Origin of the sequence: Micromonospora sp. WMMD734 (assembly GCF_049178975.1) — a bacterium.
Classification (GTDB): domain Bacteria; phylum Actinomycetota; class Actinomycetes; order Mycobacteriales; family Micromonosporaceae; genus Micromonospora; species Micromonospora wenchangensis.
Genome location: NZ_JBMHMK010000001.1, coordinates 1,450,654 through 1,476,450, shown reverse-complemented (window position 1 = coordinate 1,476,450; position 25,797 = coordinate 1,450,654). Strand labels below are relative to the sequence as shown.

18 protein-coding genes are annotated in these 25,797 nt (G+C 71.2%); 4 read left to right on the top strand and 14 right to left on the bottom strand.

Going from position 1 to position 25,797, the window contains the following annotated elements; genetic code table 11:
* Nucleotides 1-55 precede the first annotated feature (55 nt).
* On the bottom strand, nucleotides 56-925 hold the full coding sequence (locus ACN267_RS06020) for an LLM class F420-dependent oxidoreductase (RefSeq protein ID WP_204960376.1): 870 nt from the start codon (nucleotides 923-925) through the stop codon (nucleotides 56-58).
* A 285-nt stretch (nucleotides 926-1,210) separates the two neighbouring features.
* Between ACN267_RS06020 and ACN267_RS06015 the strand changes: the two genes are divergently transcribed.
* Complete coding sequence (locus ACN267_RS06015) at nucleotides 1,211-2,908, top strand: tetratricopeptide repeat protein (protein ID WP_421488147.1); 1,698 nt, start codon at nucleotides 1,211-1,213, stop codon at nucleotides 2,906-2,908.
* Between the two features lie 71 nt (nucleotides 2,909-2,979).
* On the opposite strand, the gene ACN267_RS06010 is transcribed toward ACN267_RS06015, so the two are convergent.
* Genes ACN267_RS06010 through ACN267_RS05970 form a run of 9 tightly spaced genes read right to left on the bottom strand, consistent with a single transcriptional unit; the run spans nucleotide 2,980 to nucleotide 13,385 of the window.
* Nucleotides 2,980-5,376, bottom strand: coding sequence for an RICIN domain-containing protein (locus tag ACN267_RS06010; protein ID WP_421488146.1), 2,397 nt, complete (start codon nucleotides 5,374-5,376; stop codon nucleotides 2,980-2,982).
* Nucleotides 5,377-5,429: 53 nt separating this feature from the next.
* Nucleotides 5,430-6,413, bottom strand: a complete 984-nt coding sequence (locus ACN267_RS06005; RefSeq protein WP_421488145.1) for an aldo/keto reductase — start codon at nucleotides 6,411-6,413, stop codon at nucleotides 5,430-5,432.
* Nucleotides 6,410-7,276, bottom strand: a complete 867-nt coding sequence (locus ACN267_RS06000; RefSeq protein WP_421488144.1) for an amidohydrolase family protein — start codon at nucleotides 7,274-7,276, stop codon at nucleotides 6,410-6,412. The genes ACN267_RS06005 and ACN267_RS06000 overlap by 4 nt, the downstream gene beginning before the upstream one ends.
* Nucleotides 7,273-8,034: an SDR family NAD(P)-dependent oxidoreductase gene (locus ACN267_RS05995; RefSeq protein WP_421488143.1), complete on the bottom strand. Its 762-nt coding sequence runs from the start codon at nucleotides 8,032-8,034 to the stop codon at nucleotides 7,273-7,275. Before ACN267_RS05995 ends, ACN267_RS06000 begins: the two co-directional genes overlap by 4 nt.
* On the bottom strand, nucleotides 8,031-9,059 hold the full coding sequence (locus ACN267_RS05990) for a zinc-dependent alcohol dehydrogenase (protein WP_421488142.1): 1,029 nt from the start codon (nucleotides 9,057-9,059) through the stop codon (nucleotides 8,031-8,033). The genes ACN267_RS05995 and ACN267_RS05990 overlap by 4 nt, the downstream gene beginning before the upstream one ends.
* 21 nt (nucleotides 9,060-9,080) lie before the next feature.
* Nucleotides 9,081-10,319 carry a mandelate racemase/muconate lactonizing enzyme family protein gene (locus ACN267_RS05985; protein ID WP_204960369.1) on the bottom strand — a complete coding sequence of 413 codons (1,239 nt, stop codon included), beginning with the start codon at nucleotides 10,317-10,319 and terminating at the stop codon, nucleotides 9,081-9,083.
* Nucleotide 10,320: 1 nt separating this feature from the next.
* The gene (locus ACN267_RS05980) at nucleotides 10,321-11,148 is read right to left on the bottom strand and encodes a carbohydrate ABC transporter permease (RefSeq protein ID WP_281896692.1); all 828 of its coding nucleotides are present in this window, start codon (nucleotides 11,146-11,148) and stop codon (nucleotides 10,321-10,323) included.
* On the bottom strand, nucleotides 11,148-12,098 hold the full coding sequence (locus ACN267_RS05975; protein ID WP_307821386.1) for a sugar ABC transporter permease: 951 nt from the start codon (nucleotides 12,096-12,098) through the stop codon (nucleotides 11,148-11,150). Before ACN267_RS05975 ends, ACN267_RS05980 begins: the two co-directional genes overlap by 1 nt.
* Nucleotides 12,099-12,116: 18 nt before the next feature.
* Nucleotides 12,117-13,385, bottom strand: coding sequence for an ABC transporter substrate-binding protein (locus tag ACN267_RS05970; RefSeq protein WP_204960367.1), 1,269 nt, complete (start codon nucleotides 13,383-13,385; stop codon nucleotides 12,117-12,119).
* A 151-nt stretch (nucleotides 13,386-13,536) separates the two neighbouring features.
* On the opposite strand from ACN267_RS05970, the gene ACN267_RS05965 reads away from it, so the two are divergent.
* From ACN267_RS05965 to ACN267_RS05955, 3 genes are all read left to right on the top strand, one after another.
* Nucleotides 13,537-14,301, top strand: a complete 765-nt coding sequence (locus tag ACN267_RS05965) for a FadR/GntR family transcriptional regulator (protein ID WP_421488141.1) — start codon at nucleotides 13,537-13,539, stop codon at nucleotides 14,299-14,301.
* A gap of 528 nt (nucleotides 14,302-14,829) precedes the next feature.
* On the top strand, nucleotides 14,830-16,635 hold the full coding sequence (locus tag ACN267_RS05960; RefSeq protein WP_281896681.1) for a family 43 glycosylhydrolase: 1,806 nt from the start codon (nucleotides 14,830-14,832) through the stop codon (nucleotides 16,633-16,635).
* A 135-nt stretch (nucleotides 16,636-16,770) separates the two neighbouring features.
* On the top strand, nucleotides 16,771-19,107 hold the full coding sequence (locus ACN267_RS05955) for a beta-L-arabinofuranosidase domain-containing protein (RefSeq protein WP_204960365.1): 2,337 nt from the start codon (nucleotides 16,771-16,773) through the stop codon (nucleotides 19,105-19,107).
* Nucleotides 19,108-19,311: 204 nt separating this feature from the next.
* On the opposite strand, the gene ACN267_RS05950 is transcribed toward ACN267_RS05955, so the two are convergent.
* The 4 genes from ACN267_RS05950 to chvE all read right to left on the bottom strand — a co-directional run bounded on the left by ACN267_RS05950 (nucleotide 19,312) and on the right by chvE (nucleotide 25,775).
* On the bottom strand, nucleotides 19,312-21,417 hold the full coding sequence (locus tag ACN267_RS05950) for a family 43 glycosylhydrolase (RefSeq protein ID WP_421488140.1): 2,106 nt from the start codon (nucleotides 21,415-21,417) through the stop codon (nucleotides 19,312-19,314).
* Between the two features lie 344 nt (nucleotides 21,418-21,761).
* Nucleotides 21,762-23,012 carry a multiple monosaccharide ABC transporter permease gene (gene mmsB, locus ACN267_RS05945; protein WP_204960363.1) on the bottom strand — a complete coding sequence of 417 codons (1,251 nt, stop codon included), beginning with the start codon at nucleotides 23,010-23,012 and terminating at the stop codon, nucleotides 21,762-21,764.
* The gene (gene mmsA / locus ACN267_RS05940) at nucleotides 23,009-24,547 is read right to left on the bottom strand and encodes a multiple monosaccharide ABC transporter ATP-binding protein (protein WP_204960362.1); all 1,539 of its coding nucleotides are present in this window, start codon (nucleotides 24,545-24,547) and stop codon (nucleotides 23,009-23,011) included. The genes mmsB and mmsA overlap by 4 nt, the downstream gene beginning before the upstream one ends.
* Before the next feature lie 85 nt (nucleotides 24,548-24,632).
* Nucleotides 24,633-25,775: a multiple monosaccharide ABC transporter substrate-binding protein gene (gene chvE, locus ACN267_RS05935; RefSeq protein WP_204960361.1), complete on the bottom strand. Its 1,143-nt coding sequence runs from the start codon at nucleotides 25,773-25,775 to the stop codon at nucleotides 24,633-24,635.
* Nucleotides 25,776-25,797: the final 22 nt, after the last annotated feature.

Below are 25,797 nucleotides of genomic sequence, written 5' to 3'. Positions count from 1 at the left end.
GTCCGCCCCGCCACCGACCGGTGGCGGGGCGGACGGCGACGTGCGGGTCGGCCGGTCAGCCGATGGCGGCCAGTTGCGGCAGCACCTCGGCGGCGACCCGCTGGGTGAACTCCACCGGGTGCCGGTCCGGGGTGACCTGGACCTCGGTCACCCCGAGCGCGGCGTACTCGGCCACCTCGGCGAGGAACGCGTCCGGGTCGTCCAGCGGCGGTCGCATCACGACGACCGTCTTGTCGATGGTGTCGTAGTCGCGGCCCTCGGCGGCGCAGTGCCCACGCAGCACGTCCAGCTTGTGTGCCACCTCGGCCGGGCTGCTGCCGAACAGGTTGCAGGCATCGGCGTAGCGGGCCACCAGCAGCAGGGTCTTCTTCTCGCCGCCGCCGCCGATCATGACCGGCGGGTGGGGCCGTTGCAGCGGCTGCGGCGCGTTGAGCGTCTCGGCCAACCGGTAGTGCCGGCCCTCGAACGGCCCGTTGTCGTCGCTCCACATCTGCCGGCAGATCAGCAGCGTCTCCTCAAGCCGTTCGAACCGCTCGGCCACCGGCACCACCGGCACCCCGAGGCCGCGCTGTTCACGCTCGTACCAGGACGCGCCGATGCCGAGCCGGGCCCGGCCGCCGGAGAGCACGTCCAGGGTGGTCACGATCTTGGCGAGCAGCCCCGGGTAGCGGTACATCACGCCGGTGACCAGCACGCCGAGCGTCATCCGCGAGGTCCGCGCCGCGACGAAACCCAACGTCGTGTACGCCTCCAGCATCGGCTCCTCGGCCGGGGCCATGGCCTCCATCTGGAAGTAGTGGTCCATCACCGTGAACGATGCGACACCGGCCTGCTCGGCGACGGTGGCCGTCTCGATCAGGGTCGGCGCGATCGCTGCCGGATCGGTCGGGGTCGAGTAGTTCCAGTAGTGCAGTCCGAGTCTCATGCCTCGTTCACCTCGGTACCGATCCTAGTGGCGACGCCGACCCGCCGCCGGCTGGGCGCGGACCCGCGTTCACGAGCACCCTTCGCATTTTTGAAGATCGGCACTAGGCTCTGCCCCGTCCGGAGTGGATGACCACGGAGGTGCCCATGAAGAAGATGACCGTCCGTCGTACGAGCGCCCTGCGCCTGGTGTCCGGCGCCCGCCGGCTCTGGATCGAGTGGTGCTGGTAACTGCCGGCCCGGCGGGCGCCCCCGGGCGCCCGCCCTCGGCGGGAACGGGCCACCCGTGAGCGACGGGTCCCCACGCTACGACTGCCACCGCGACCTCGGGCCGTACGCCGGGGTCGCCGACCTGCTCCGCCGGATCGCCGCCGACCGCCGCCGGCTGGCCGCCCGGCACCGGGTCGAATTGGCGGCCATCGCGCCGCAACGCGCCCCCGGCCGGCGCACCGCCGCCGACGAGGCACCGATCCGGTTCCACCCCGCCCGGCGCACCGCCGCCCTGGCCTACGGCGCGACCGAGTTCGTGGCGGACTGGGCCGACACCCTGCGCCGGCCGGTCACCCTCCGGTTCGGCCACGTCGGCGCGGCCGACGAGACCACCAGGGAACTCCTGGACACGCTGGCCGGACGACTCGACACCGACCGGGTACGGCTGGACCTGCGCGACGACGGCCCGGCCCGAGCACCGGCCGAGCCCGGACCGGAGGCCGTACGCACCGTGCTGGGCGAGAGCCTGGCCGCGGGCTTCTACCACCATGCGGCCCGCACCGCCCGGCACGGACGCACCCTGGTCACCCCGCACGACGACCTGCGGCACTGGTGGGCGTTCACCACCGGCCTGGCCACCGCCCTGGCGGCGCTGGACCGGGCGACCGAGGCGCTCGACCTCTACCACGAGACCCGGACCGTCACCGACGATCCGAAGATCACCATGTCCGCCGCGTACGCCACCGCCATGTTGTACGCCAGGCACCTGCCCGCCGACGCGCAGGATCCGGCGCGGGCCCGACACTGGCTGGCGCAGGCGCTCCGGCTCGCCAGGACGCTGCCCGACCCCCGGCAGCGGGTGCTGTCCACCGTCTTCTACGAGCAGGGCGTGGCCCTGCTGGACAGCCGGGAGGGCGAACCGGAACGCGCGCTGCGCCTGATCGACGACGGGCTGTCCCGGCTGACGGCGGTGCTCGCCCCCGGGGAACGCCCGCAGGACGTGGCCCGGCTACGGCACAACCGGGCCCAGGTCCACCTGGCGCTGGGCGACCCGCAACGGGCCCTGGCCGAACTCGACACGGTGATCGGCCACGATCCCGACAACTGCGAGTACTACGTGGACCGGGCCGCCCTGCACCGGGCGGCCGGACGGCACCGGGCCGCGATCAGGGACCACGGCAGCGCGATCCGGCTCGGCCCGCACCTGCCGGAGGCGTACTACAACCGGGCGGTGCTGTACCAGGAACGGGGCCGCACCGGACGGGCCCGGGACGACCTGGGCCGGGTGCTCGCCATCGACCCCGGGCACCTCGACGCCCGGATCGCCCTGGTCAACCTGCATCTGGAGCAGGGTGCGCCCGATGCCGCCGAGGCGGGTGCGCGGGCCGGGCTGGCACTGGCCCCGGACGAGCCGGCCCTGCTGTGCACGCTCGGGCTGATCCGCTCCGAGCGCGGTGACCCGGCCGGGGCCGAGGAGCTGTTCAGCCGCGCGTTGGCCGGCGATCCGGAACTGGTCGAGGCGTGGACCAACCGGGCCACCGTACGGTTCGACCGGGGGGAGGTCGCTGCCGCCGTGACCGACCTGGACCGGGCGGTGGCGCTGTCCACGGCACCGGTGCCCCGCTACAACCGGGGCACCGCGCTGGCCCGGCTCGGCCGCTTCGACGAGGCCGCCCGGGACTTCGCCGACGCGCTCACCCGGCCGGGCGTGGACCGGTCGCTGCGCCGGGAACTGCGCGCGGAACTGACCCGCTGCCGCCGCCGTACCGGCTGACCCCGCGACCCTCCGGCGGGCCGACCCGCCGGGGCGGGGGTGCCGGGGCGGCCCGGCACCCCCGCCGACGCTCAACCGCGCAGGCTCCACTGCTGGTTGGTGCCGCCGTTGCAGGCCCAGAGGATCAACTTGGTGCCGTTGGCCGTGCCGGCGCCGTTGGCGTCCAGGCACAGGCCGGACTGCACGCCGGTGATCGTGCCGTTGGCGTTGACCGCCCACTGCTGGTTGGCCTGCCCGTTGCAGTCCCAGATCACCACCTGGGTGCCGTTGCCGGTGCCCTGCCCGGAGGCGTCCAGGCACTTGGAGCCGTAGACCATGAGCTGCCGGCCGGTGGTCTGGGTGAACCGCTGGTTGGCCGCGCCGGTGCAGTCCCAGAGCTGGGCCTGGGTGCCGTTGGTCGTGCTGGAACCGCCGATCTCGGCGCACCTGCCGGACTGCCCGCCGACGATCTGCACACCCTGCGCCGGCGGGTTGCTCGTGCCCTGCACGCCCGCATTGGCGATGACGGTCTGCGCGCCCGACGGCCAGTTGTTGTTGCTGACCACCGTGTTGTTGTTGACCACGTTGCCCCGGTCACCGTTGGTCACGTTGGTGCTGTTGTTGGTCGACCAGTTGTTGGTGACGGTGAAGTTGCCCATGTTCTCGGCGTACCAGTAGTTGGCGGTGGCCCAGGTGCCGGTGCTGGCGAACACGTTGCTGCGGGCGGTGTAGTAGCGGGAGCCCTCGTCGAAGTAGAGCCCGAACCAGCCGTTGGTCCGCAGGCAGTGGTTCTCGGTGATGCTGCCACCCGGGTTGGCCGACAGCGTGTAGATGCAGCCGCCGTCGGTCATCTGCTGCATCACGTCGTGCACGTAGTTGCCGACGACCTGGTTGTTGGCCGCAGTGGTGGCCGTCGAGTAGCGCGGCTGGTAGTTGTACAGCCCACGGTTGGCGTAGTGGTTGCTGCCGCCCGCGTCGTTGGCGCCCCAGCCGTACCCGACCGACAGCCCGGTGTACGGCATGTTGTAGACCTCGTTGTGCGACACCAGCGAGGTGTTGACGTACGTGGTCAGGATCGACACCACGCCCCGGTACTCCAGACCGAGGTCGTGCACCCGGTTGTTGCTGATGGTGATGTTCCGGTTGACCATCCGCTGGTCGCCCGGGTGGTGGGCGTCGGCGCGTACCCCGCCGACCACCACGCCGCCGGCCGAGCTGCGGGCGATCTCGGAACGGGTGACGGTGATGTTGCTGGCCCCCAGGCCGACCCCGCTGGCGTGCGCGTTGGCGTCGTTGCCGATGCCGATGGCGGTCTGCCCGAGGTTGACGAACTGGGAGTCGCTGAAGGTGATGGTGTTGGCGGCGGAGACCTGCACGGCGGCCGGCATCTGGTTCCAGTTCGGCCGGGTCGCCTCGAACAGCGGGCAGCCCTCCTGGCAGGAGGTCAGCGCGTCGGCCGGGCGGGCCCAGGTGCCGGTGATGTGCGCGCCGGTCTGCTGGTCGGCGAAGCCGTTGCTGCTGCTCGGGCCGAGCCAGCTCGTGCCGGTGAAGGTGATCCCGCTGAACGCGATGTGGTGCGCCGGGGCGTCGTACGTGCCGCCCACGTTGACCAGGGACTGCAACTGCGGCAGCTCCACGCTGACGCTGTTCATGTTCTGCCCGGCCAGCGGGATGTAGTTGAGCTGCCCACTGCCCGGGTTCAGGTACCACTCCCCCGGGCTGTCCAGGAACTCGTACGCGTTGGCCAGGTAGAACGGGCCGGCGCGGTGCGGCTTGGAGAGGGTGTCGAAGCCGAAGGTGTTGTTGTTCCAGGCCGGCTGCTGCATCGTGAGGAAGTTCCCGCTGATGCTCTGCACCGGTGAGTACCGGTCGGTGAACGAGCCGACGCTCTCCACCTCGACCCGGTTCTGGTTACCCAGGTTGTTGAGGTAGCTCAACGCGCCGTTGCTGAACCGCATGCCGCTGGTGGTGAACGTGAAGTCGGCCCGGTTGACGGCGGTGCGGGCCCGGGTGGCGACCGCGCCGTTGACGTAGAGCTGCCGGCTGTCCAGCCCGGCGGGCACGTTCGCCCGCCAGATGTTGCGGCCGGCGTCGACCTGCGACCAGCCGGTGACGGCGCGCGCCCCGCTGATCTGCGGGCGGGCGGACGCGGCGGCCCGCCAGGTGACGGTGTAGCCGTTGGTGCCGGAGTCGGCGGCGGTGAACCGCAGCGGCGCGGCCAGCCGGTAGACGCCGTCGGCCAGCTCGACGACGATGTCGCCGGACATCCCGGCGGTGCGGGACCGGACCGCGTTCTGCGCCTCGGTCAGCGAGCAGGGCTGGCTGGTGGAGCAGGCGGTGCCGCTGCCGGCGGGGGACGCGTAGAGGGTGGTGGTGGCGGCGAGGGCGGGACCGGCCGGGGCGAGCACGGCGACCGTGGCGGCGAGCGCCGTGGCGGCCAGGCCGGCCAGCACCGGCCCGCGCCGGGCGGGTGGTGTCGGGACGGACACGGGTGGGACTCCAATCGTGGTGGGGTGGTGGGGTGCCCGGCGTCGCGGTGGAATCATGCGGCGGCCGGGGTGAGCAGCCCGACGTCCCGCAGCGCCGGCCACAGCGCCGCCGGGACGTCGGCGTCCGCGCGGGTCAGCGTCTGCGTGACCTGCGCGCGGTTACGCAGGCCGACGACCGTCGAGACGACCGCGGGATGGGAACGGACGAAGGCGAGCGCCGCCTGCGGCAGGGTGACGCCGTACGCCTGGCAGACGTCGGCGATCCGGTGGGCCCGGTCGATCAGCTCCGGTGGGGCCTGCTGGTAGTTGTAGGTGGCGTCGGCCGGGGGCCGGTCCTGCGACAGCAGCCCGGAGTTGTAGACCCCGGCGACCACCACGCCGACGCCCCGGCGTTGGGCGGCGGGCAGCAGGTCGGCCAGCGCCGGCTGTTCGAGCAGGGTGTACCGGCCGGCGCACATCACCACGTCGACGTCGGTCTCCTCGACGAACCGGGTGAGCAGGTGGGACTGGTTCATGCCGGCCCCGATGGCCCCCACCACGCCCTGGTCGCGCAGCTCCACCAGGGCGGGCACCGCCTCGGTGGCGGCCTGTTCCCAGTGGTCGTCCGGGTCGTGCAGGTAGACGACGTCGATCCGGTCCAGGCCGGTGCGGGCCAGGCTGGACTCCAGCGAGCGCAGCACGCCGTCGCGGCTGAAGTCCCAGACCCGCCGGTGGTCGGCGGGCACGTCGAAGCCTTCCGGGTCGCGCCGGTGCGCGTCCTGCGGCGACGGTACGAGCAACCGCCCGACCTTCGTCGACACCACGTACTCGTCGCGCGGCCGGGTCCGCAGCGCCGCGCCGATGCGCCGTTCGGACAGCCCGAGCCCGTAGTGCGGCGCGGTGTCGTAGTAGCGCAGGCCACCCGCCCAGGCGGTGTCGACGGCGGCGGCGAACTCCTCGTCGTTGGTGGCCCGGTAGAGGTTGCCGGCCTGCGCCGCGCCGAAGCCCAGCCCGGTGAGGCGTACCGCCGGTCGGCGCGGCAGGGGGCGGGCCCTCACGACGGCTCCTCCAGTCGGTAGGCCCGCCGGGCGGTGTGCCGCCAGATCGCCGCCCGCTCATCGTCGCCGAGCGGGTCGAGCAGCTCGGCCAACGTGTCGACCCACCTGTCGTACCCGCTGGCGAGCAGGCAGACCGGCCAGTCGGAGCCGAACATCAGCCGGTCCGGGCCGAACGCGTCGAGGGCGTGTTCGACGGCCGGGCGCAGGTCCTGCGGTGTCCAGGGTGCCCGGTGCACCTCGGTGACCAGGCCGGAGAGTTTCGCCGTGGTGTTGGCCGGGGCGGCCAGGGCGCGCAGGTCGCGGGCCCAGTCGTCGAGGTCCGTCCCGCCGAGGGCGGGCTTGCCGAGATGGTCCAGGACGAACCGCACCTCGGGCAGGTCGCGGGCCAGCCGGCCGGCCGCGCCCAGGTGGTGCTGCCGGACCAGCAGGTCGAAGGCGAGACCGGCGGCACCCACCGCGGTGATCCCCCGCCGTACGTCGGCCCGGTCGAGGAACCCCGGGTCGGGCTCGTCCTGCACGCTGTAGCGGACGCCGACCAGCAGGTGGCCGCCGCGGGTCGCGCGCAGCCGGGCCAGCCGGTCGGCGACGTCCGGCGTCGTGACGTCCAGCCAGCCGACGACCCCCCGGACGAGCGGGTGGTCGGCGGCGATGCCGAGCAGGTCCACCGTCTCGGCCTCGGTGGAGTTGGCCTGCACCAGCACGGTCTCGGTGACCCCGGCGGCGCGGGTGACCCGCGCCAGGTCGTCCGGGGTGAAGTCGGCGTCGATGGCGGCCATGGTGGCCGGGTCGATCCAGGGCTGCGGGTGCCGGGCCCGGACCCAGAGGTGGTGGTGGGCGTCGACGGTGCCCGGTGGCGCGCTCATCGACCCAGCCATCCGCCGTCGACGGGCAGGACGATGCCGTTGACGTAGTCCGAGGCCGGGGCGGCCAGGAACACCGCCGCGCCGGCGAGGTCGTCGGCGTCCCCCCACCGGCCGGCCGGGATGCGGGTCAGGATGGCCCGGTCGCGTTCCGGGTCCTCGCGTAGCGCCCGGGTGTTGTCGGTGGCGATGTAGCCGGGGGCGATGGCGTTGACGTTGACCCCGTGCGCCGCCCACTCGTTGGACAGCGCCCTGGTCAGCCCGGCGAGGCCGGACTTCGCGGCGGCGTAGCCGGGGACGGTGATGCCGCCCTGGAAGCTGAGCAGCGACGCGGTGAAAATGATCTTTCCCCGGCCCCGGGCCACCATCGCCCGGCCGATCTCCCGACTCAGCACGAACTGGCTGGTCAGGTTCACCTCGATGACGTGGTCCCACATCTCGTCGGAGTGCTCGGCGGCCGGGGTGCGGGCGATCGTGCCGCCGTTGTTGACCAGGATGTCGACCGGGCCGAGGTCGTGCAGGTCGGCGACGAGCCGGCGGACCGCGGCCCGGTCGGCCAGGTCGGCACGCAGCGCGGTGAACGAGCGGCCCGCCGCGCGTACCCGCTGCTCCACCTCGCTGCCGGTGGCCTCCATGTTCGCCGAGACGCCGACGATGTCGGCGCCGGCGACGGCCAGCGCCTCGGCCATGGCCAGCCCGATGCCCCGGCGCGCGCCGGTCACCACGGCCGTGCGGCCGGACAGGTCGAACAGGGCGTTCACCGGTCGGCCTCCTGCCAGTCGAGCAGCACCTTCAGCACGCCGCCGCCCTCTTCCAGGGCGGTGAACGCCGAGGCCGCCGCCTCGACGGGCACCACCCGGGAGATGAGCTGCCCGGCCGGCACCACTGCGGAGGCGACCAGCCGGACCGCCTCCACCATGTCCTCGCGCTGGTAGAGCCGTGCGCCGAGCAGTTCCAGCTCGCGCCAGAAGACCCGGTGCAGGTTCACCGGCCGGGGCTGCGGGTGGATCGCCACCATGACCAGCCGGCCCCGGGTGGTCAGCACGTCGACGGCGGTGCCGACCCCGGCGGCGGACCCGGACACCTCGAAGGCCACGTCCGCGCCCGCGCCGTCGGTACGTTCGTCGACCAGCGCCACCACGTCGGTGCCGGCCGGGTCGACCGCGTCGATCCCGATCCCGGCGGCCACCGACCTACGGAACGGGTCCGGTTCGACGAGCAGGACCCGCGCGCCCCGGTGCCGGGCGACGGTGGCGACGAGCACACCGATCGGCCCGCCGCCGACGACCACCACCTGGTCGGCGTCGGTCACCCGGCCCCGCCGCACGTCGTGCACGGCCACCGCGACCGGCTCGACCAGGGCGGCCCGGTCCAGCGGCAGGTCGTCGGGGAGCGGCACCACCAGGTCGGCCGGGACGGTCCAGGAGGACTGCATCGCGCCCGGCGAGTCCACCCCGAGGAAGTCCATGGCGTGGCAGACGTGCGCGGTGCCCCGCCGGCAGGCGGCGCACCGGCCGCAGAACCGGGTCGGCATCACGGTGACGGGCTGGCCCACGGCGAAGCCGGTGACGCCCTCACCCACCTCGGCCACCCGGCCGGACATCTCGTGCCCGATCACCGCCGGCGGGCCCACCCGGGCATCCATGTCCCCGTGGTAGACGTGCAGGTCGGTGCCGCAGATCCCGGTGTAGGCCACCGCGATCCGCAGCTGTCCCGGCCCCGGTGGCTCCGGCGCGCGTCGCTGCACCTCCAGGTGCCTGGCGCTGCGGTAGACCACTGCCTTCATACGTGCTCCCTCGCGGTCGGGTCAGTGCGGGACGGCTGACGGCAGGCCGTCGTGGTGGTGCGTCGGGGCGTCGGGCAGCGGTGTGCCGTACCGCCCGGCCGGGATGGCGGCCGGGTCGGGCCCGGCCAGCAGCCGACGGCCGGCCCGTTCCGGCCGTACGTTGGGACCGTCCGGCGTCGGTACGTCGGAGCGGCGCGGGTAGCTGCCGATCTCCTCCTCGCAGACCGTGACGCCCAGCCCCGGCGTGTCGCCGAGGACGAACGCGCCGTCCTCGACGTGCAGGTCGCGGGTGATCCCGACCGGCGGGTGGAGGTCCTGCAACTCGCTGACCATGTGGTTGGGCACCGACGTGGCGGCGTGCAGCAGGCCGACGGGGTGGTTGCCGATCGGACTGACCGGCAGGTCGTAGGCGTGCGCCAGGGCGGACACCCGCAGGAAGTGGGTGACCCCCCACACCGCGGCCATCTGTACGACGTCGACCGCCGCCGCGGCGATCAGCGGCCGGTACTGCTCCAGGCCGGTGAGGTTCTCCCCGGTGGCCACCGACGCCCGGATCCCGCGCCCGACCACGGCCAGGCCCTCGGCGTCCCACCGGCGGACGGGTTCCTCGATCCAGACGAGGTCCAGGGTGCGTTCGAGTTCGCCGACGTGCCGGACGGCCTGCTTGCGGGTCCACGCCTCGTTCACGTCGAGCATCAGGCCCGGCCGCTGCCCCCGGCCGGCCTCGGTCAGCACCTCCCGGACCACGTGCAACCGGTGCCGGTCCCGTTCGATGTCGAGGCCGCCCTTGAGCTTGGCGGCCCGCAGCCCGTGCCGGGCGTACAGCTCGTAGGTGGCGGCGAGCGCGTCGTCGTCCAGGCCGATGTCCAGGCCGGAGGCGTAGGCGGGCACCCGCCGGTCGCGCCCGCCGAGCAACCGCCACAGGGGTTGCCCCGCCGCCTGGGCCTTGATGTCCCACAGCGCGGTGTCCAGCGCCCCGATGGTGCCGAACACCGAGCCGGCGTGGCCCGCCTTGAAGGTCTGCCGCAGCATCCGGTCGTAGAGGGTGGTCACCGCGCGGGGGTCCTCCCCGTCGATCGCGGCGAAGATCCGTTCGAGGTCGGTGTGCGGTCCGAGGCCGACGCCGGTGATGCCCTCGTCGGTTTCGACCAGGACGATCGGCACGGCGGTCACCCCGTCGGCGAACACGCCGTTGGCGTCGCCGACGGGCCGCCCCCAGTCCTGCACGGTGGTCAGGGTCCGGTATCCGGTGATCCGCATGTCAGCCCTTCGTGGCGCCGGCGGCCACACCGTCGGCGATCTGGCGCTGGAGGAAGAGGTAGATCACCAGGACGGGCACCGCGGCGATCAGCACCCCGGAGGCGAAGGTGGGGATGTCGTCGGAGTACTGGCCGCGCAGCGAGGTGACCCCGACCATCAGCGTGCGGTGTTCGGCCGAGGGCATCAGCAGCAACGCGATCAGCACGTCGTTCCAGCAGAACAGGGCGTCGAGGATGCCGACCGACAGCAGCGCCGGGGTGCCCAGCGGCAGCATGATCCGCCGGTAGACCCCGTAGACGCTGTTGCCGTCGATCCGGGCCGCATCGATGATCTCGGTCGGGATGGTCTTGTAGTAGCTGGTCATCAGAAAGATCGTGAACGGCAGGAACTGCGCCACGTAGGCCAGCACGAGCCCCGGGTAGGTGTCGACCAGGCCGGCGTCGGCCATCACCCGGGCCAGCGGCACCATGATCACCTGGAACGGCACGAACAGCGCCGCGAGGCAGCACAGGAAGAGCACCGACGAGCCCCGGAACCGGAGCTGGCTCAACGCGAAACCGGCCATCGAGCCGAACAGCAGCAGCAGGAGCACCGAGGCCGTCACCACGCCCACCGAGTTGGCCAGGTAGCGGGCCATCCCCACGCTGTTCCACGCCGCGCCGATGTTCTCGAAGCGCAGGGCGTCGGCCAGGGAGAACCGGTCGAGGACGTACTCGCGGCGGGTCTTCATGGCCACGTTGAGGGTGAACGCCAGCGGGTAGACGGTCGCCAGGGCCAGCACGGCCATCGGGAGGGCGAGCAGCCACCGCCCCCACCGCATATGGGACATCACGCCTCCCTCACCGCCCGCCGGAGCAGGCTGATCTGCAACAGCCCCACCACGAGCATGATGAGGAAGAGCACCGTCGAGGCGGCCGAGGCGAGCGCCGGCCGGTTCAGCTGCCCCTGCTGGATCCAGATGTAGTACTCCGGCAGGTAGGTGGAGCCCTCCGGGCCGCCGCTGGTCATCACGTAGAGCAGGCCGAACATGGAGGTCAGCATCCCGATCATCGTGGTGACGACGACGAACTGGATGGTGCGGGAGAGGCTGGGCACGATCACGTGCCTGATGGTCTGCGGCAGTGACGCGCCGTCCACCCGGGCGGCGTCCAGCAGGGAGGCGTCCAGGGTGGCGAAGCCGGCGAGGAACACCACCAGCGCCATCCCGAAGGTCGCCCAGACGTGCACCCCGACCACCACGAACATGGCCACGTCCGGGTCGCCCAGCCAGTCCACCGGCCCGAGGCCGGCCCCGCCGAGCACGGCGTTGAGCGGGCCGTCGAAGGCGAGCAGCAGGTTGAAGATGGCCCCGACGATGACCGGCGACAGCACGGCCGGGAAGAAGTAGACGCTGCGGTACAGCCGGTGCCCGGGGACCCGCAGGTAGATGAAGGTGGCCAGCAGGCCGGGAATCGCCACCGCCACCGGCAGCAGCAGCACGAGCAGCCCGACGTTGCGCAGCGCGCCCCGGAACAGGGGATCCCCGAACAGCTCCCGGTAGTTGTCCAGCCCCACCGCCAGCCCGTCGCGGTCGCCGTCGCCGGTGAAGGAGAAGTTGACCCCGAGCAGCAGCGGCCAGAACCGCAGCAGCAGCAGGATCAGCAGGGCCGGGGCGAGCAGCACGTAGGGGGCGAGACGCTCGGAACGTCGGCCGCCGCGACCGTGCGGCGGGGTGGCCCGCGACCCGGGCGCGGCCCGTCGCGGCGGGCCGGTGGGGGCCGGGCGGAGCGCCGGTGTCACCTCGTCGACCGGCACGGTTCAGCCGGCCTGGTCGGAGGCGGCCAGCTGCTTCACCGCCTCGTCGACGGTGACCGAGCCGCTCAACAGCTGCTGGGAGAGCCGGCCCATCAGGTCCAGGGTCTTCGAGGACAGCGCCACGTGCAGGGCGGGTTTGCCGGCCTTGAGGTCGGCGACGATGGTGGCCACCGCCGGGCCGCCCTGGGACACGTCGATGGTGGTGTCGGCGGCGATCGCACCGGCGTCGGCGTAGAACGACTTCAGCGCGTCGGTCGAGGTCAGCGAGCGCACCAGGTCGGCGGCGACCTTCGGGTCCTTCGTCCACCTGGCGACGCCGTACCCGATGCCGCCGTCGAAGGGCAGGTTCGGGGTGGCACCGGGCTCGACGACCGGGGCGCGCATCACGCCCAGATTCTCGGCCGGGACGAACTCGCTGAAGTCCTTCCAGTGCCCCACGTCCGACATCAGGCCGATGACGTGGGCCGCCTTCGCGGCCTGGAAGATCGCGAAGGCGTCGTTGAACATGGCCGTCGAGTTCGCCCCGTCGCTGTTCAGCTTCGCGTCCTGGGTCTCCTTCCAAAGCGCGAAGATCCGCTTGACGTGGGGGGAGGTCCAGTCCCGCTTGCCGGCGATCCAGGCGTCCTGCTCCTGCGGGGTGAGCACGCCGGTGCCGAAGGCGGAGAGGAAGAACTGGATGCCGAAGCCCTCCTTGTTGCCGAGGGCCAGGCACTTCGTGCCGGTCCGCTGGGTGAGGGTGGCGCAGTTGGCGACGAACTCCGGCCAGGTGGTGGCCGGCTTGGCGGGGTCGAGGCCGGCCTTGGCGTAGAGGGTCCGGTTGTAGTAGATCGGGTGGCCCTGCAACGTGACCGGGCCGGCGTAGGTCTTGCCGTCCTTGCTGAACGCCTCCCAGCCGGCGAGCCGCTGCCGGTCCTCGGCCAGGTATTCGTCGAGGGGCAGCAGGGCGTCGGCCCGGTCCCGGAGCTGGCCACCGCCGTTGAACAGGATCACGTCCGGACCCTTGCCGGCCTGGATCGCCGTGCCGAGCAGCGTGTAGTACTGCTCGAAGGGCTGGGCGACGAACTCGACGGTGACGCCGGGGTGCTTGCGGGCGAAGTCGGCCTTCGCCTTCTGCAGGTACGCGGCTGAGGACGCCTCGCCGGACTTCCAGTCCCAGACCACCAGTTTCCCGTCCGCCCCGCCGGACGGGGATCGGGTTCCGCCGGCGCTGCCGCAGCCGGCCAGCGCCAGCGCCGCGACGAGGACGGCCGACCACACTGCTCGCTGCTTCATCGCTGCTCACCTTCGAACTCGGTCGATTGCGCTGATCGAGACGCATGAATTGACGAGAAAGTAACTCGTATGACGTATGACGTCAACAGTGGGACGTAGAATTCGCGGCAGTCAGGTCGTGGCGCGGTCCGCGGGAGTCACTGGAGGGGACATGACGGCACGGGAGGCAACCCTGAACGCGTCGACGCCACCGAGCTGGGCCCGACGACCGGCCAACCTCGCCACGGCGGTCACCGCGGAACTGGTGGAACGCATCGTACGCGGAGTTCACCCGCCCGGCGCCCCGCTGCCTCCCGAGCCGGCGCTGTGCGAGGCGTTCTCGGTCAGCCGCACGGTCGTCCGGGAGGCGGTCAAGATCCTCCAGGAGAAGGGCCTGGTGCAGGTCCGCCAGGGCAGCGGCACCATCGTCACCCCGCCGTCGATGTGGGACATGCTCGACGAGCTCGTGCTCGCCGCGACCATCGCCGAGGACGACAGCCTGACCATTCTCGACGACCTGGTGGCCACCCGGCGGGTGCTGGAGTCCGACATGGCCAACGTCACCGCCCGGCTGGCCGACCAGGAGACCGTCGACCGGCTGCGCGCCCTGGTCGACCGGATGGACGAACTCGTCGACGACCAGGTCGCCTACCACGAGCACGACCGGGCGTTTCACGACGTGATCATGCAGGCGTCCGGCAACCGGATCGCCCGGGGCGTGGTGCGGTCGCTGGAGAGCCAGGTGGTCAACACCGCCCGCTACATGGGCCGGTCCGAGCGGGCGCTGTGCGTGGCGTCCAACCGGGGGCACCGGCGGATCTACGAGCGCATCGCGGCCCATGACCCGGACGGCGCGGCCGAGGCCATGGTCACCCACATCACCGAGGCCTGGCTGGTCCGGCGCGGCGGGCCGGACACCGGGCGGCTGGTGCGCTGACCCCCGGCGGCGGGTGGACCAACCCGTCGTTGCGGCGGACCGGCCCCGGCGGGGCGTCCGCGATGACGCCGAGGTAACCAACGAACGTCAATGGCTTGCGGGTGTTAACGATAACAAGATACCGTCGGCCGCGGGAGCGAAGGGCACGTCTCCCCCGCTCCACCCCCGGAATCCGGGCGGCGGAGCGGAGTGCGGGCACGGGCGACGTCGGTGGGACACCTCCGGGCACCTCCGTGGACGCTGCACGCCGCCGGGTCGCATCGACACCTCGACGTACCCGGATCCCCCGGCGCACGTCGTCCACCGCCACCGTGGGGTCCTGACGCGACCGCGCGCCGACCGCAGTGCCGTAGCCGGCCGGCCGGGAGCGCGATCGCCGACCGTGACGCCACACCTGCGTACCCGCACGGCGGGCAACCCGGACGAGTTCCGACAGCACCGGCGCAGGGCCGGAGCGTCGGCGGAGTCCGGGGAGGCCACCGAGGCGTGACGCCCCACGACACGCATCGCCCACACTGGGAGGTACTGGTGAAACCCGCACTGCCACCGCTGACCCGACTTCGGCGTACCCTCGCCTGGCTGGCGGCCCTGCTCCTGGTCTCGACCCTGCTCCCGGCCGGCACCGCCAAGGCCGACAACCCCATCGTCCAGCACATCTACACCGCCGACCCGGCCCCGCTGGTGCACAACGGACGGGTGTACCTCTACACCGGCCACGACGAGGACGGCTCGACCTGGTTCACCATGAAGGAGTGGCGGGTCTGGTCCTCCGCCGACATGGTCAACTGGACCGACCACGGCTCGCCGCTCAACGTCGCTACCTTCAGCTGGGCCAAGGCCGACGCCTGGGCCGGCCAGGTCATCGCCCGCAACGGCAAGTTCTACTGGTACGTGCCGGTGACCGCGAAGTCGACCAACTCGATGGCCATCGGGGTGGCGGTCAGCGACAGCCCCACCGGCCCGTTCCGGGACGCCATCGGCCGGCCGCTGGCGGCCAACGGCGAGATCGACCCCACCGTCTTCATCGACGACGACGGGCAGGCGTACCTCTACTGGGGCAACCCCAACCTGTGGTACGTCAAGCTGAACGCCGACATGATCTCGTACTCCGGCAGTGTCACCAAGATCCCGCTGACCACCGCCGGATACGGCACCCGTAACGGCAACGCCACCCGCCCCACCCTCTACGAGGAGGGCCCCTGGGTCTTCAAGCGCAACGGGACCTACTACAACGTGTTCGCCGCCGAGTGCTGCTCGGAGTTCATCGGCTACTCCACGGCGCCCGGACCCACCGGGCCGTGGACCTACCGGGGCACGGTCATGCCCCGGCAGGGCGGCAGCTTCACCAACCACGCCGGGATCGTCGACTTCAACGGCGGGTCGTACTTCTTCTACCACAACGGCGCGCTGCCCGGCGGTGGCGGCTACACCCGGTCGGTCGCGGTGGAGAAGTTCAGCTACGGCGCCAACGGCACCATCCCGACGATCAACATGACCAGCACCGGTGCGCCGCAGATCGGCACCCTCAACCCGTACGTGCGGCAGGAGGCCGAGACCATCGCCTGGGGCTCCGGGATCGAGACGGAGGCGTCCAGCGAGGGCGGGATGAACGTCGGCTTCATCGAGAACGGCGACTACATCAAGGTCAAGGGGGTCGGCTTCGGCTCCGGCGCGACGTCCTTCAACGCCCGGGTGGCCTCGGCCGGCAGCGGCGGCACCATCGAGGTCCGGCTGGACAGCGCCACCGGCACCCGGGTGGCCAGTTGCTCCGTGCCGGTCACCGGTGGCTGGCAGAACTGGCAGACCGTCTCCTGTCCGGTGTCCGGCGCGACCGGCACCCACGACATGTACCTGCGGTTCACCGGCGGCAGCGGCACCCTGTTCAACGTCAACTGGTGGCAGTTCAGCGGCGGTGGCACCACGCCGACGCCCACCCCGACCACGACGCCCACCACGACGCCCACCGCGACCCCCACCCCCACCCCGACGACCCCGGCCCCGACGACGCCGGCTCCGACGACCCCCTCCGGAACGGCCTGCACGGCCACCAACACCGTGGTCAACACCTGGCAGGGCGGCTTCGAGGGCAAGCTGACCATCACCAACGGGTCCACCCCGATCACCGGCTGGCGGGTGTCGTTCACCCTGCCCAGCGGGCAGACGGTGGCCCAGGCGTGGAACGGCACCCTGACCCAGCAGGGCAACCAGGTGACCGTCACCAACGCCGCCTACAACGGGCAGCTCGGGGCGGGTGGCTCCACCACCGTCGGCTACATCAGCTCGACCACCGGCAGCAACCAGCCACCGACCGACCTGACCTGTACCCCCGCGTGACCCCGCCGCGCGGCTGACCGTTCCGCCGGCCCGCTCCGCCCCACCGGGGCGGGCCGGCACCCACCACCCGACACCACCGTCCGTACGACCATCCGGACGGGCGCTCGCCCGTGATCCGGTCCGCTGGAGGTTCCCATGTCCGTCCCGTCCCTCAACCGACGCCAGCTTCTCCAGGCCGCCGGCGCCACCGCGCTCGCCTCCGCCGCAGGTGGCACCCTGCTCGGGTCCGGGCCGGCCGGTGCGGCACTGGTGGTCCCCCCGGTCCGCGCCGACCTGGGCGTCTCGGCGTACCCGTTCGAGCTGGGTCAGGTCCGGTTGACCGCCGGCCGGCTGCTGGACAACCAGAACCGGACGCTGAGCTACCTGCGGTTCGTCGACGTCGACCGGATGCTCTACAACTTCCGGGCCAACCACCGGCTGGGCACCAACGGGGCCGCGACCAACGGGGGCTGGGACGCGCCGTCCTTCCCGTTCCGCACCCACATGCAGGGGCACTTCCTCACCGCCTGGGCGCAGGCGTACGCGGTGCTGGGCGACACCACCTGCCGGGACAAGGCCAACTACATGGTGGCCGAGCTGGCGAAGTGTCAGGCCAACAACGGCGCGGCCGGGTTCACCGCGGGTTACCTGTCCGGCTTCCCCGAGTCGGACTTCGCGGCGCTGGAGGCCCGGACGCTGTCCAACGGCAACGTGCCCTACTACTGCATCCACAAGACCCTCATGGGGTTGCTCGACGTGTGGCGCTACATCGGCAACACGCAGGCCCGCACGGTGCTGCTGGCGCTGGCCGGCTGGGTCGACACCCGCACGTCGCGGCTGAGCTACAACCAGATGCAGGCGATGCTGGAGACCGAGTTCGGCGGCATGAACGAGGCGCTGACCGACATCTACCAGCACACCGGCGACGGGCGCTGGCTCACCGTCGCCCAGCGGTTCGACCACGCGGGCGTGTTCAACCCGCTCGCCAGCAACTCCGACCAGCTCAACGGCAAGCACGCCAACACCCAGGTGCCCAAGTGGATCGGCGCGGCGCGGGAGTTCAAGGCGACCGGCACCACCCGGTACCGGGACATCGCCGGCAACGCGTGGAACATGACCGTCAACGCGCACAGCTACGTCATCGGCGGCAACAGCCAGGCCGAGCACTTCCGGCCGCCGAACGCGATCGCCGGGTACCTGACCAACGACACCTGCGAGCACTGCAACACCCACAACATGCTCAAGCTGACCCGGGAGCTGTGGCTGCTCGACCCGAACCGGGTCGCGTACTTCGACTTCTACGAGCGTGCCCTGCTCAACCACGTCGTCGGCGCGCAGAACCCGGCCGACGGCCACGGCCACGTCACCTACTTCACCCCGCTCAAGCCGGGTGGCCGCCGGGGCGTCGGCCCGGCCTGGGGCGGCGGCACCTGGAGCACCGACTACAACTCGTTCTGGTGCTGTCAGGGCACCGGCATCGAGGCGAACACCAAGCTGATGGACTCGATCTACTTCTACAACGACACCACGTTGACGGTGAACCTGTTCGTGCCGTCGGTGCTGACCTGGTCGCAGCGCGGGATCACGGTCACCCAGAGCACCAGCTACCCGGCCAGCGACACCAGCACGCTCACCCTCTCCGGGTCGATGAGCGGCTCGTGGAGCATCCGGGTCCGGATCCCGGCCTGGGCCACCGGCGCGACGATCGCCGTCAACGGCGAGACGCAGGGCGTCGCCACCACCCCCGGCAGCTACGCCACGGTCACCCGCACCTGGGCGGCCGGGGACACCGTCACCGTACGGCTGCCGATGAAGGTCGTCGTGCAGCCGAGCAACGACAACGCCAACGTCGCGGCCCTCACGTACGGCCCGGCGGTGCTCGCCGGCAACTACGGCAACACCGGCCTGAGCGCCCTGCCGTCGTTGAACACCTCGTCGGTGACCCGGACGAGCACCAGCACCCTGGCGTTCACCGCCACCGCGAACGGCTCCACGGTCAACCTCGGGCCGTTCTACGACGCGCACGGCTTCAACTACACCGTCTACTGGAGCACCAGTGGCGGCAGCACCGGCGGCAGCACCCGGATCGTCAACGTGGGCAGTGGCCTGGTTCTCGGCATCCAGAACATGTCCACCGCCGACGGCGGGCTGGCCCTGCAGTGGGGTGACACCGGCACCGCCGACCACAACTGGGTGGTGGTGACCGACGGCGACGCGGTCCGGTTCCGCAACGTCAACAGCGGCAAGGTCCTCGGCGTGGAGAACATGTCCACCGCCGACAACGCCCGCGTGCTGCAGTGGGCGGACAACGGCACCGCCGACCACCGGTGGACCCTGCTGAGCCAGGGTGACGGCACCTACAAGATCCGTAACGTCAACAGCGGGAAGCTGCTCGGCATCCTCAACGGCTCGACCGCCCAGGGGGCGCAGGCCGTGCAGGACTCCGACAACGGCAGCGCGGACAACCGCTGGCGGTTCGTCGCCAACCCGTAGGGACCACCGCCGGTCCCGCACCGCTGGCGAGACGGTGCGGGACCGGCGGTGCAGCGGACGGGGCCGCCCCTGCGAGGGGGCGGCCCCGTCGTGTGCGTGCCGGCCGACGGCCCGACGCGGCGGGCCACCCGCACCGACCGGCCCGCGTGGCGGTGCCGACGGTACGGGCGGCCCGGTTGCTCCGCTGCCGCGCCCCGGGTCGGGTCAGGGGGTGCTGAGCTGGAACTGACGGATCGTGCTGGTGCCGCCGAGGGCCTGGGTGGCGTGGTTGAACAGGGCGAACCGGTAGCCCATGAAGAACTGCCAGGTGCTGTCGAGGGTCAGCGCGTTGCCCAGCGCGGTGAAGGTGACCCCGTCGGTGCTGTAGGAGAACCGGGCCTGCCGACCGGAGCCGGGACGGATGTCGGCGGTGGCCCGCAGCCAGATCCGGCCTCCGCTGACCGGGGCGGATGCTATCTCGGTGCCGGTGTTGGTGGTCCGCCAACTGCCGTCCATGGTGAGGTTGTTGGTCATCGACACCCGGGTGGCCCCGTTGTCGCGCCGGACGCCGATCCAGGCCGACGAGTTGCGGAGCACCGCCAGCCCGGTCCGGTCGCCGTCGCGCAGCGCCGAGTAGTCGAGTTCGACGGTGGCGGTGGAGGTCGGCCCCTGGATCCGGTGGGTGACCGTGTTCCGGGCGCTGTACAGGTCGTTGGTGACGGTGGCGGTCTGCAGGCGCAGGCCGTTGTTGACCGACCACTTGGTGTTGTCCGGGTTGTGGTTCCACTCCCACTGCGGGCCGAGGGTGCTGCCGCTGAAGGTGTCGGTGCCGGTCAGCGGCTTGACCGGTCGGGTCGGCAGCGGGTTCGGGTACGAGGCGCCCCAGCCGCCGTTGACCGTCTGGATCTGCGGCCAGCCGTCGGCGGTCCAGGTGATCGGGGCCAGCGCCGGTACCCGCCCACCGGGGTAGGCGTCGACGAACGACATGTAGTACCACTGGCCGGCCGGGGTCTGCACCAGGCCGCCCTGGTGCGGCACGCCGCCGCCGGAGATCGGGCCCGGCATGTTGAGCAGCACCTGACGCATCTCGTACGGGCCGAACGGGCTCGACGACTTCAGCACGTACTGCCCGTTGGCCGGCCGGGTGAGCCAGATGTAGTAGCTGCCGTTGCGCTTGTAGAACCGGGCCCCCTCCAGGGTGCCCACGCTCGACGGGGTGGAGAACACCTGCTGGCTGCGGACCTCGCTCTTGCCGTCCGCCGACAGCTGCGCCACGCTGATCTGGGTGTTGCCGTAGGCGACGTACATGGTGTCGTTGTCGTCGACCAGCATGCCGGCGTCGTAGTAGCACTTGTTGATGGTGGAGTGCTGGTTCCAGGCCCCGTCGACGGCGGTGGCGGTGTAGATGTAGGTCTTGGCGAAGTCGATGCAGCCGGCCCAGTAGTAGGTGCGGTTGCTCGGGCGGTAGTTCAGCGTCGACGCCCAGATCCCGTTGACGTACGCCCGAGCGCCGGACATGTCATATTTGGCACCGAAGTCCAGCCTGGGCACCGAGTGACCGGCGAACTCCCAGTTGACCAGGTCGTACGAGCGCAGGATCGGGGCGCCGGGCGAGTAGTGCATGGTCGAGGCGGACAGGTAGAACGCGTCGCCGACCCGGATGATGTCGACGTCGGCGAAGTCCTGCCACACCACCGGGTTGGTGAACGAGCCGCTCGCCGGGGGTGTGGTGGGCGGCGGCGTGGTCGGGGTGGTGCCGCCGTCGACCCGGACGAGCTGCCACTGTTGGTTGGTGCCGCCCCAGTCGGTGTACTGGACGATGTTGCCGCCGTCGGCGGTGGAGGCGTTCTGCACCTCGACGGCCTTGCCGCTGTTGCGGTTGAGCAGCCGGACGTAGCCGTCGGCCGAGTCGGCCAGCCGGAACTGCTGGTTGGTGCCGTTGCCGTCGGTCCACTGCACGATCGACGCGCCGTCGGCGGTGGAGAGGTTGTAGACGTCGAGGACCTTGCCCGACAGCCGCGACTTCAACCGGTAGTAGCCGCCGCCGGAGTCGACGAACTGCCACTGCTGGTTGGTGCCGTCGCCACGGGTCCACTGGGTGATCCGCGCGCCGTCGTTGGTGGCGAAGTTGTACACGTCCAGCGCCTTGCCGCTGTTGCGGTTGACCAGCACGTACCAGGCGGTGGTGTCCACCGTGGCCGCCGCCGCCCCGGTCGACTGGACCACGACGAGCCCACCGCCGACCAGCAGCGTCATCAGCGCGGCGACGACCCGTGACCACCAGCCGCGCCGTCGCCGGACCGTGACCGGCACCTGTCCCATGGCTACCATGACCCTCCCTCACCAACGGTCGATCGACGGTGGCCCCGGGTCCGGCCCGGGGCCACCGTCGTCGCATTGTTCGAAGCCTGCCGATGTCAACGTTCACTCGGCGGCGCGTCCGCGATGGCGCCCGACGCGGCGCAGCGATGGGTCGGGGCTGCCGACCAGCCGCTGCGGGAACGGCTTCAGCTATCCATAGACTGTGAGCGATAACATGATGCTCGTCAAGCTGAAACAGCGCGGACACGATCGACTAGCGCAAATGCCGACATCCCGGGTCGGGTCGGAACTGTCCGACCCGACCCGGGATGTCCGGGCGAGGGGGTACGACGCGGCGGGTGCCGCGGCACCGGTCAGCGGGAGGCGCCGGCGCGACGCTTGTTGTAGACGTCGAAGGCCACGGCGACGAGCAGCACAAGGCCCTTGACCACCGACTGGATGGACTGGTCGATGCCCATGAGCTGCATCCCGTTGCTCATCACCGCCATGATCAGACCGCCGACCATCGCGCCGACCACGGTGCCGACCCCGCCGGTGACCGCCGCGCCGCCGATGAACGCGGCGGCGATCGCGTCGAGCTCGAACATGTTGCCGGCGGCGGGCTGTGCGCCGTTGGAGCGCGAGGAGTAGATCACCCCGGCCACCGCCGCCAGGAAGCCCATGTTGACGAACATCCAGAAGTTGACCGTGCGCACCTTGACCCCGGACAGCATCGCCGCCGAGAGGTTGCCGCCGATCGCGTAGACCTGCCGGCCGAAGACGGTACGCCGGGTGAGCAGGCCGTAGACCAGCACCAGCGCGGCCAGGATGATCAGGACGATCGGCAGGCCCCGGGCGTGCGCCAACTGCCAGGCGAAGTACATGATGACCGCGCCCACCAGCACCACCCGGGCGACGAACAGCGGGAACGACTCCACCGGCTGCTGGTAGCGGACCCGGGCCACCCGGGTCCGGAAGCCGCTCACCGCGTAACCGGCCACCGCGATCACGCCGATCAGCAGGGTGAACGCGTCGAAGCCCTCCCCGCCGAGCAGGCCGTTGAGGAACCCGGCCGCGACCTGCTGGTAGTCGGCGGGGAACGGGGACAGCGAGATGTTGTCCAGCACCCGCAGGGTCAGGCCCCGGAACAGCAGCATGCCGGCGAGCGTCACGATGAAGGCCGGGATGCCGGCGTACGCCACCCAGAAGCCGTGCCACGCGCCGACCGCGACCCCGACGGCCACCGCGGCCAGGATGCCCACCCACCAGGGGAAGCCCTCCCGGATCACCAGTACGGCGGAGACCGCCCCGGTCAACGCCACCACCGAACCCACCGACAGGTCGATGTGCCCGCCGATGATGATGATGACCATGCCGATCGCCAGCACCAGGATGTAGGAGTACTGGAGCACGATGTTGGTGATGTTGCCGGGGCTCAGCGACACCCCGTCGGTGAGCACGGCGAAGAGCCCGACGATGACGACCAGGGCGACGTAGATGCCGCTCTGCCGCAGGTTGTTCATGACCAGCGCCCGCAGGTCGCTGGTGCCGGCGTGCAGGGCGACGCCCGGGCTCTTCCCGGTGGGCGGCGGGGACGGCGGCGATGAGGTCTTGACGCTGGTCATCCCACGCGCTCCTTGTCCTTCGTCATCAGATCCATGAGGTTCTCCTGGGTCGCCTCGGCCACCGGCACCTGGCCGGTGATCCGGCCGGCGGCGAGGGTGTAGATGCGGTCGCACATGCCGAGCAGCTCCGGCAGCTCCGAGGAGATCAGGATCACCGCCTTGCCCTCGGCGACGAGCCGGTTGACGATCGTGTAGATCTCGAACTTCGCCCCGACGTCGATGCCCCGGGTCGGCTCGTCCAGGATCAGCACGTCGGGGTTGGTGAACAGCCACTTCGACAGGACGACCTTCTGCTGGTTGCCGCCGGAGAGCTTGCCCACCACGGCCATCACGCTGGTCGTCTTGATGTTCATGTCGCGCCGGCTCTGCTCGGCGACCTTGATCTCCTCGTTGCCGTTGACCCAGCCGAGGCGGGCCAGCCGGCCCAGCGCGGCGGCGGAGACGTTGCGCCGTACGTCGTCGATGAGGTTGAGACCGAACCGTTTGCGGTCCTCGGTGACGTAGGCGATGCCGTGCTCGATGGCCTCCGCGACGCTGTTCGCCCGGACCTCCCGGCCCCGCACGAACAGCCGGCCCCGCACGTCCCGGCCGTACGAGCGGCCGAACACGCTCATCGCCAGCTCGGTACGCCCGGCGCCCATCAGCCCGGCGATGCCGACCACCTCACCGGCGCGGACGTCCAGGCTGGCGTCGTCGACGACGAGCCGGTCCTGGGTGGGGTGGCGCACGCTCCAGTTCTCGATGCGCAGCACCTCCTCCCCCGGTGACGAGACCCGGTCGGGATAGAAGCTGTCCAGGTCCCGGCCGACCATGCCCCGGATGATCCGCTCCTGGGTGACCTCCCCGGAGGCCAGCGAGAGGGTCTCCACGGTGCGCCCGTCCCGGATGACCGTGGTCGCGTCGGCGATCGCGGTGACCTCGTTGAGCTTGTGCGAGATCAGGATGCAGGTGATGCCCTGACCCTTCAGCCGGCGCAGCAGGTCGAGCAGGTGGGCGGAGTCGATGTCGTTGAGCGCGGCGGTCGGCTCGTCCAGGATGAGCAGCCGGACCTTCTTGGACAGCGCCTTGGCGATCTCGACCAACTGCTGCTTGCCGACGCCGAGCTGGATGACCGGGGTGACCGGGTTCTCGTGCAGGCCCACCGAGGCCAGCAGCTCGGCGGCCTCGGCGTTGGCGCGGTTCCAGTCGATGAGGCCACCCGGGCCGCGCCGCTCGTTGCCGAGGAAGATGTTCTCGGCGATCGACAGGTGCGGCACCAGGGCGAGTTCCTGGTGGATGATGACGACGCCCTGGGACTCGCTGTCGCGGATGCCCCGGAAGTGCACCGGCTTGCCGTCCAGCACGATCTCGCCGTCGTACGACCCGGTCGGGTGCACCCCGGAGAGCACCTTCATCAGGGTGGACTTGCCGGCGCCGTTCTCGCCGCAGATGGCGTGGATCTCTCCCCGGCGCACCGCGAGGGAGACGTCGGCCAGCGCGGTCACCCCGGGGAAGGTCTTCGTGATGCGTCGCATCTCGAGGATGGTGTCGTCCATGGTCAGCGTCCTGATCGTCGAAGCCTGAGGCGGGCTCACGATGCGTCGGGCGCGGCGGCCGTGACCGCCGCGCCCGACGACCGACTTACTTCTTGGCCTGACCGGCGGCGACCTCGTCGGCCGACCAGTAACCGGAGTCGACGAGCACCTTGGTGATGTCGTCCTTGTAGACGGTCTCGATCGGCAGCAGGTACGACGGCACGACCTTGACCTTGTTGTTGTAGGTCGTGGTGTCGTTGGCCTGCGGCTCCTTGTCCTGCAGGAACGCCTCGGCCGCGATGACGGCCTGCTCGGCGAGCAGCCGGGTGTCCTTGAAGACGGTCGAGCTCTGCACCCCGTCGTTGATCAGCTTGACCGAGGCGATCTCGGCGTCCTGACCGGTCACCACGGGCAGCTTCTTGGCACCCTTGCCGTAGCCGGCGTTCTGCAGGGCGGTGATGATGCCCCGGGAGATGCCGTCGTACGGCGACAGCACCCCGTTGACCACGGTGCCGTCGTTGTAGCCGGAGGTGAGCAGGTCCTCCATCCGCTTCTGCGCGGTCTCCTGCTGCCAGCGCAGGATCGCCGCCTGCTCGATGCGGGTCTGGCCGGACTTGACCTTCAGCGTGCCGTTGTCCATGAACGGCTTGAGGGTGTCCATCGCCCCGCCCCAGAAGTACTGGGTGTTGTTGTCGTCCAGCGAGCCGGCGAACAGCTCGACGTTGAACGGGCCGGTCGCGGTGCCCTTGCCGCCGTCCTTGGTCTGCAGGCCGAGGCCGACCAGCAGGGCGGTCGCCTGGGCGACGCCGACCTTGTAGTTGTCGAAGCTGACGTAGAAGTCGACGTTCTTGTTGCCCAGCAGCAGCCGGTCGTAGGAGATGACCGGGATCTTCGCGGCGGCGGCGGCGTCCAACTGGCCGCTGAGCGCGGTGCCGTCGATCGCCGCGATGATCAGGACGTCCGCGCCCTGGGTGATCATCTGGTCGACCTGCTGGGACTGGGTGGGGATGTCGTCGCCGGCGTACTGGAGGTCGACCTTGTAGCCCTTGGCCTCCAGCTTCTCCTTGACCGCCTTGCCGTCGGCGATCCACCGCTCCGAGGTCTGGGTCGGCATGGAGACGCCGATGGTCAGGTCGGCGGGCTTCTTGTCGCTGGTGTCACCGCCGCTGCCGGCACCCCCGCCGCTGCACGCGGCCAGGCTGAACGCCAGTGCCGCGCCGCCGAGCGCGACCAGGAATTTCCTGCGCACAGGTTTCTCCTCTCCGGAACTC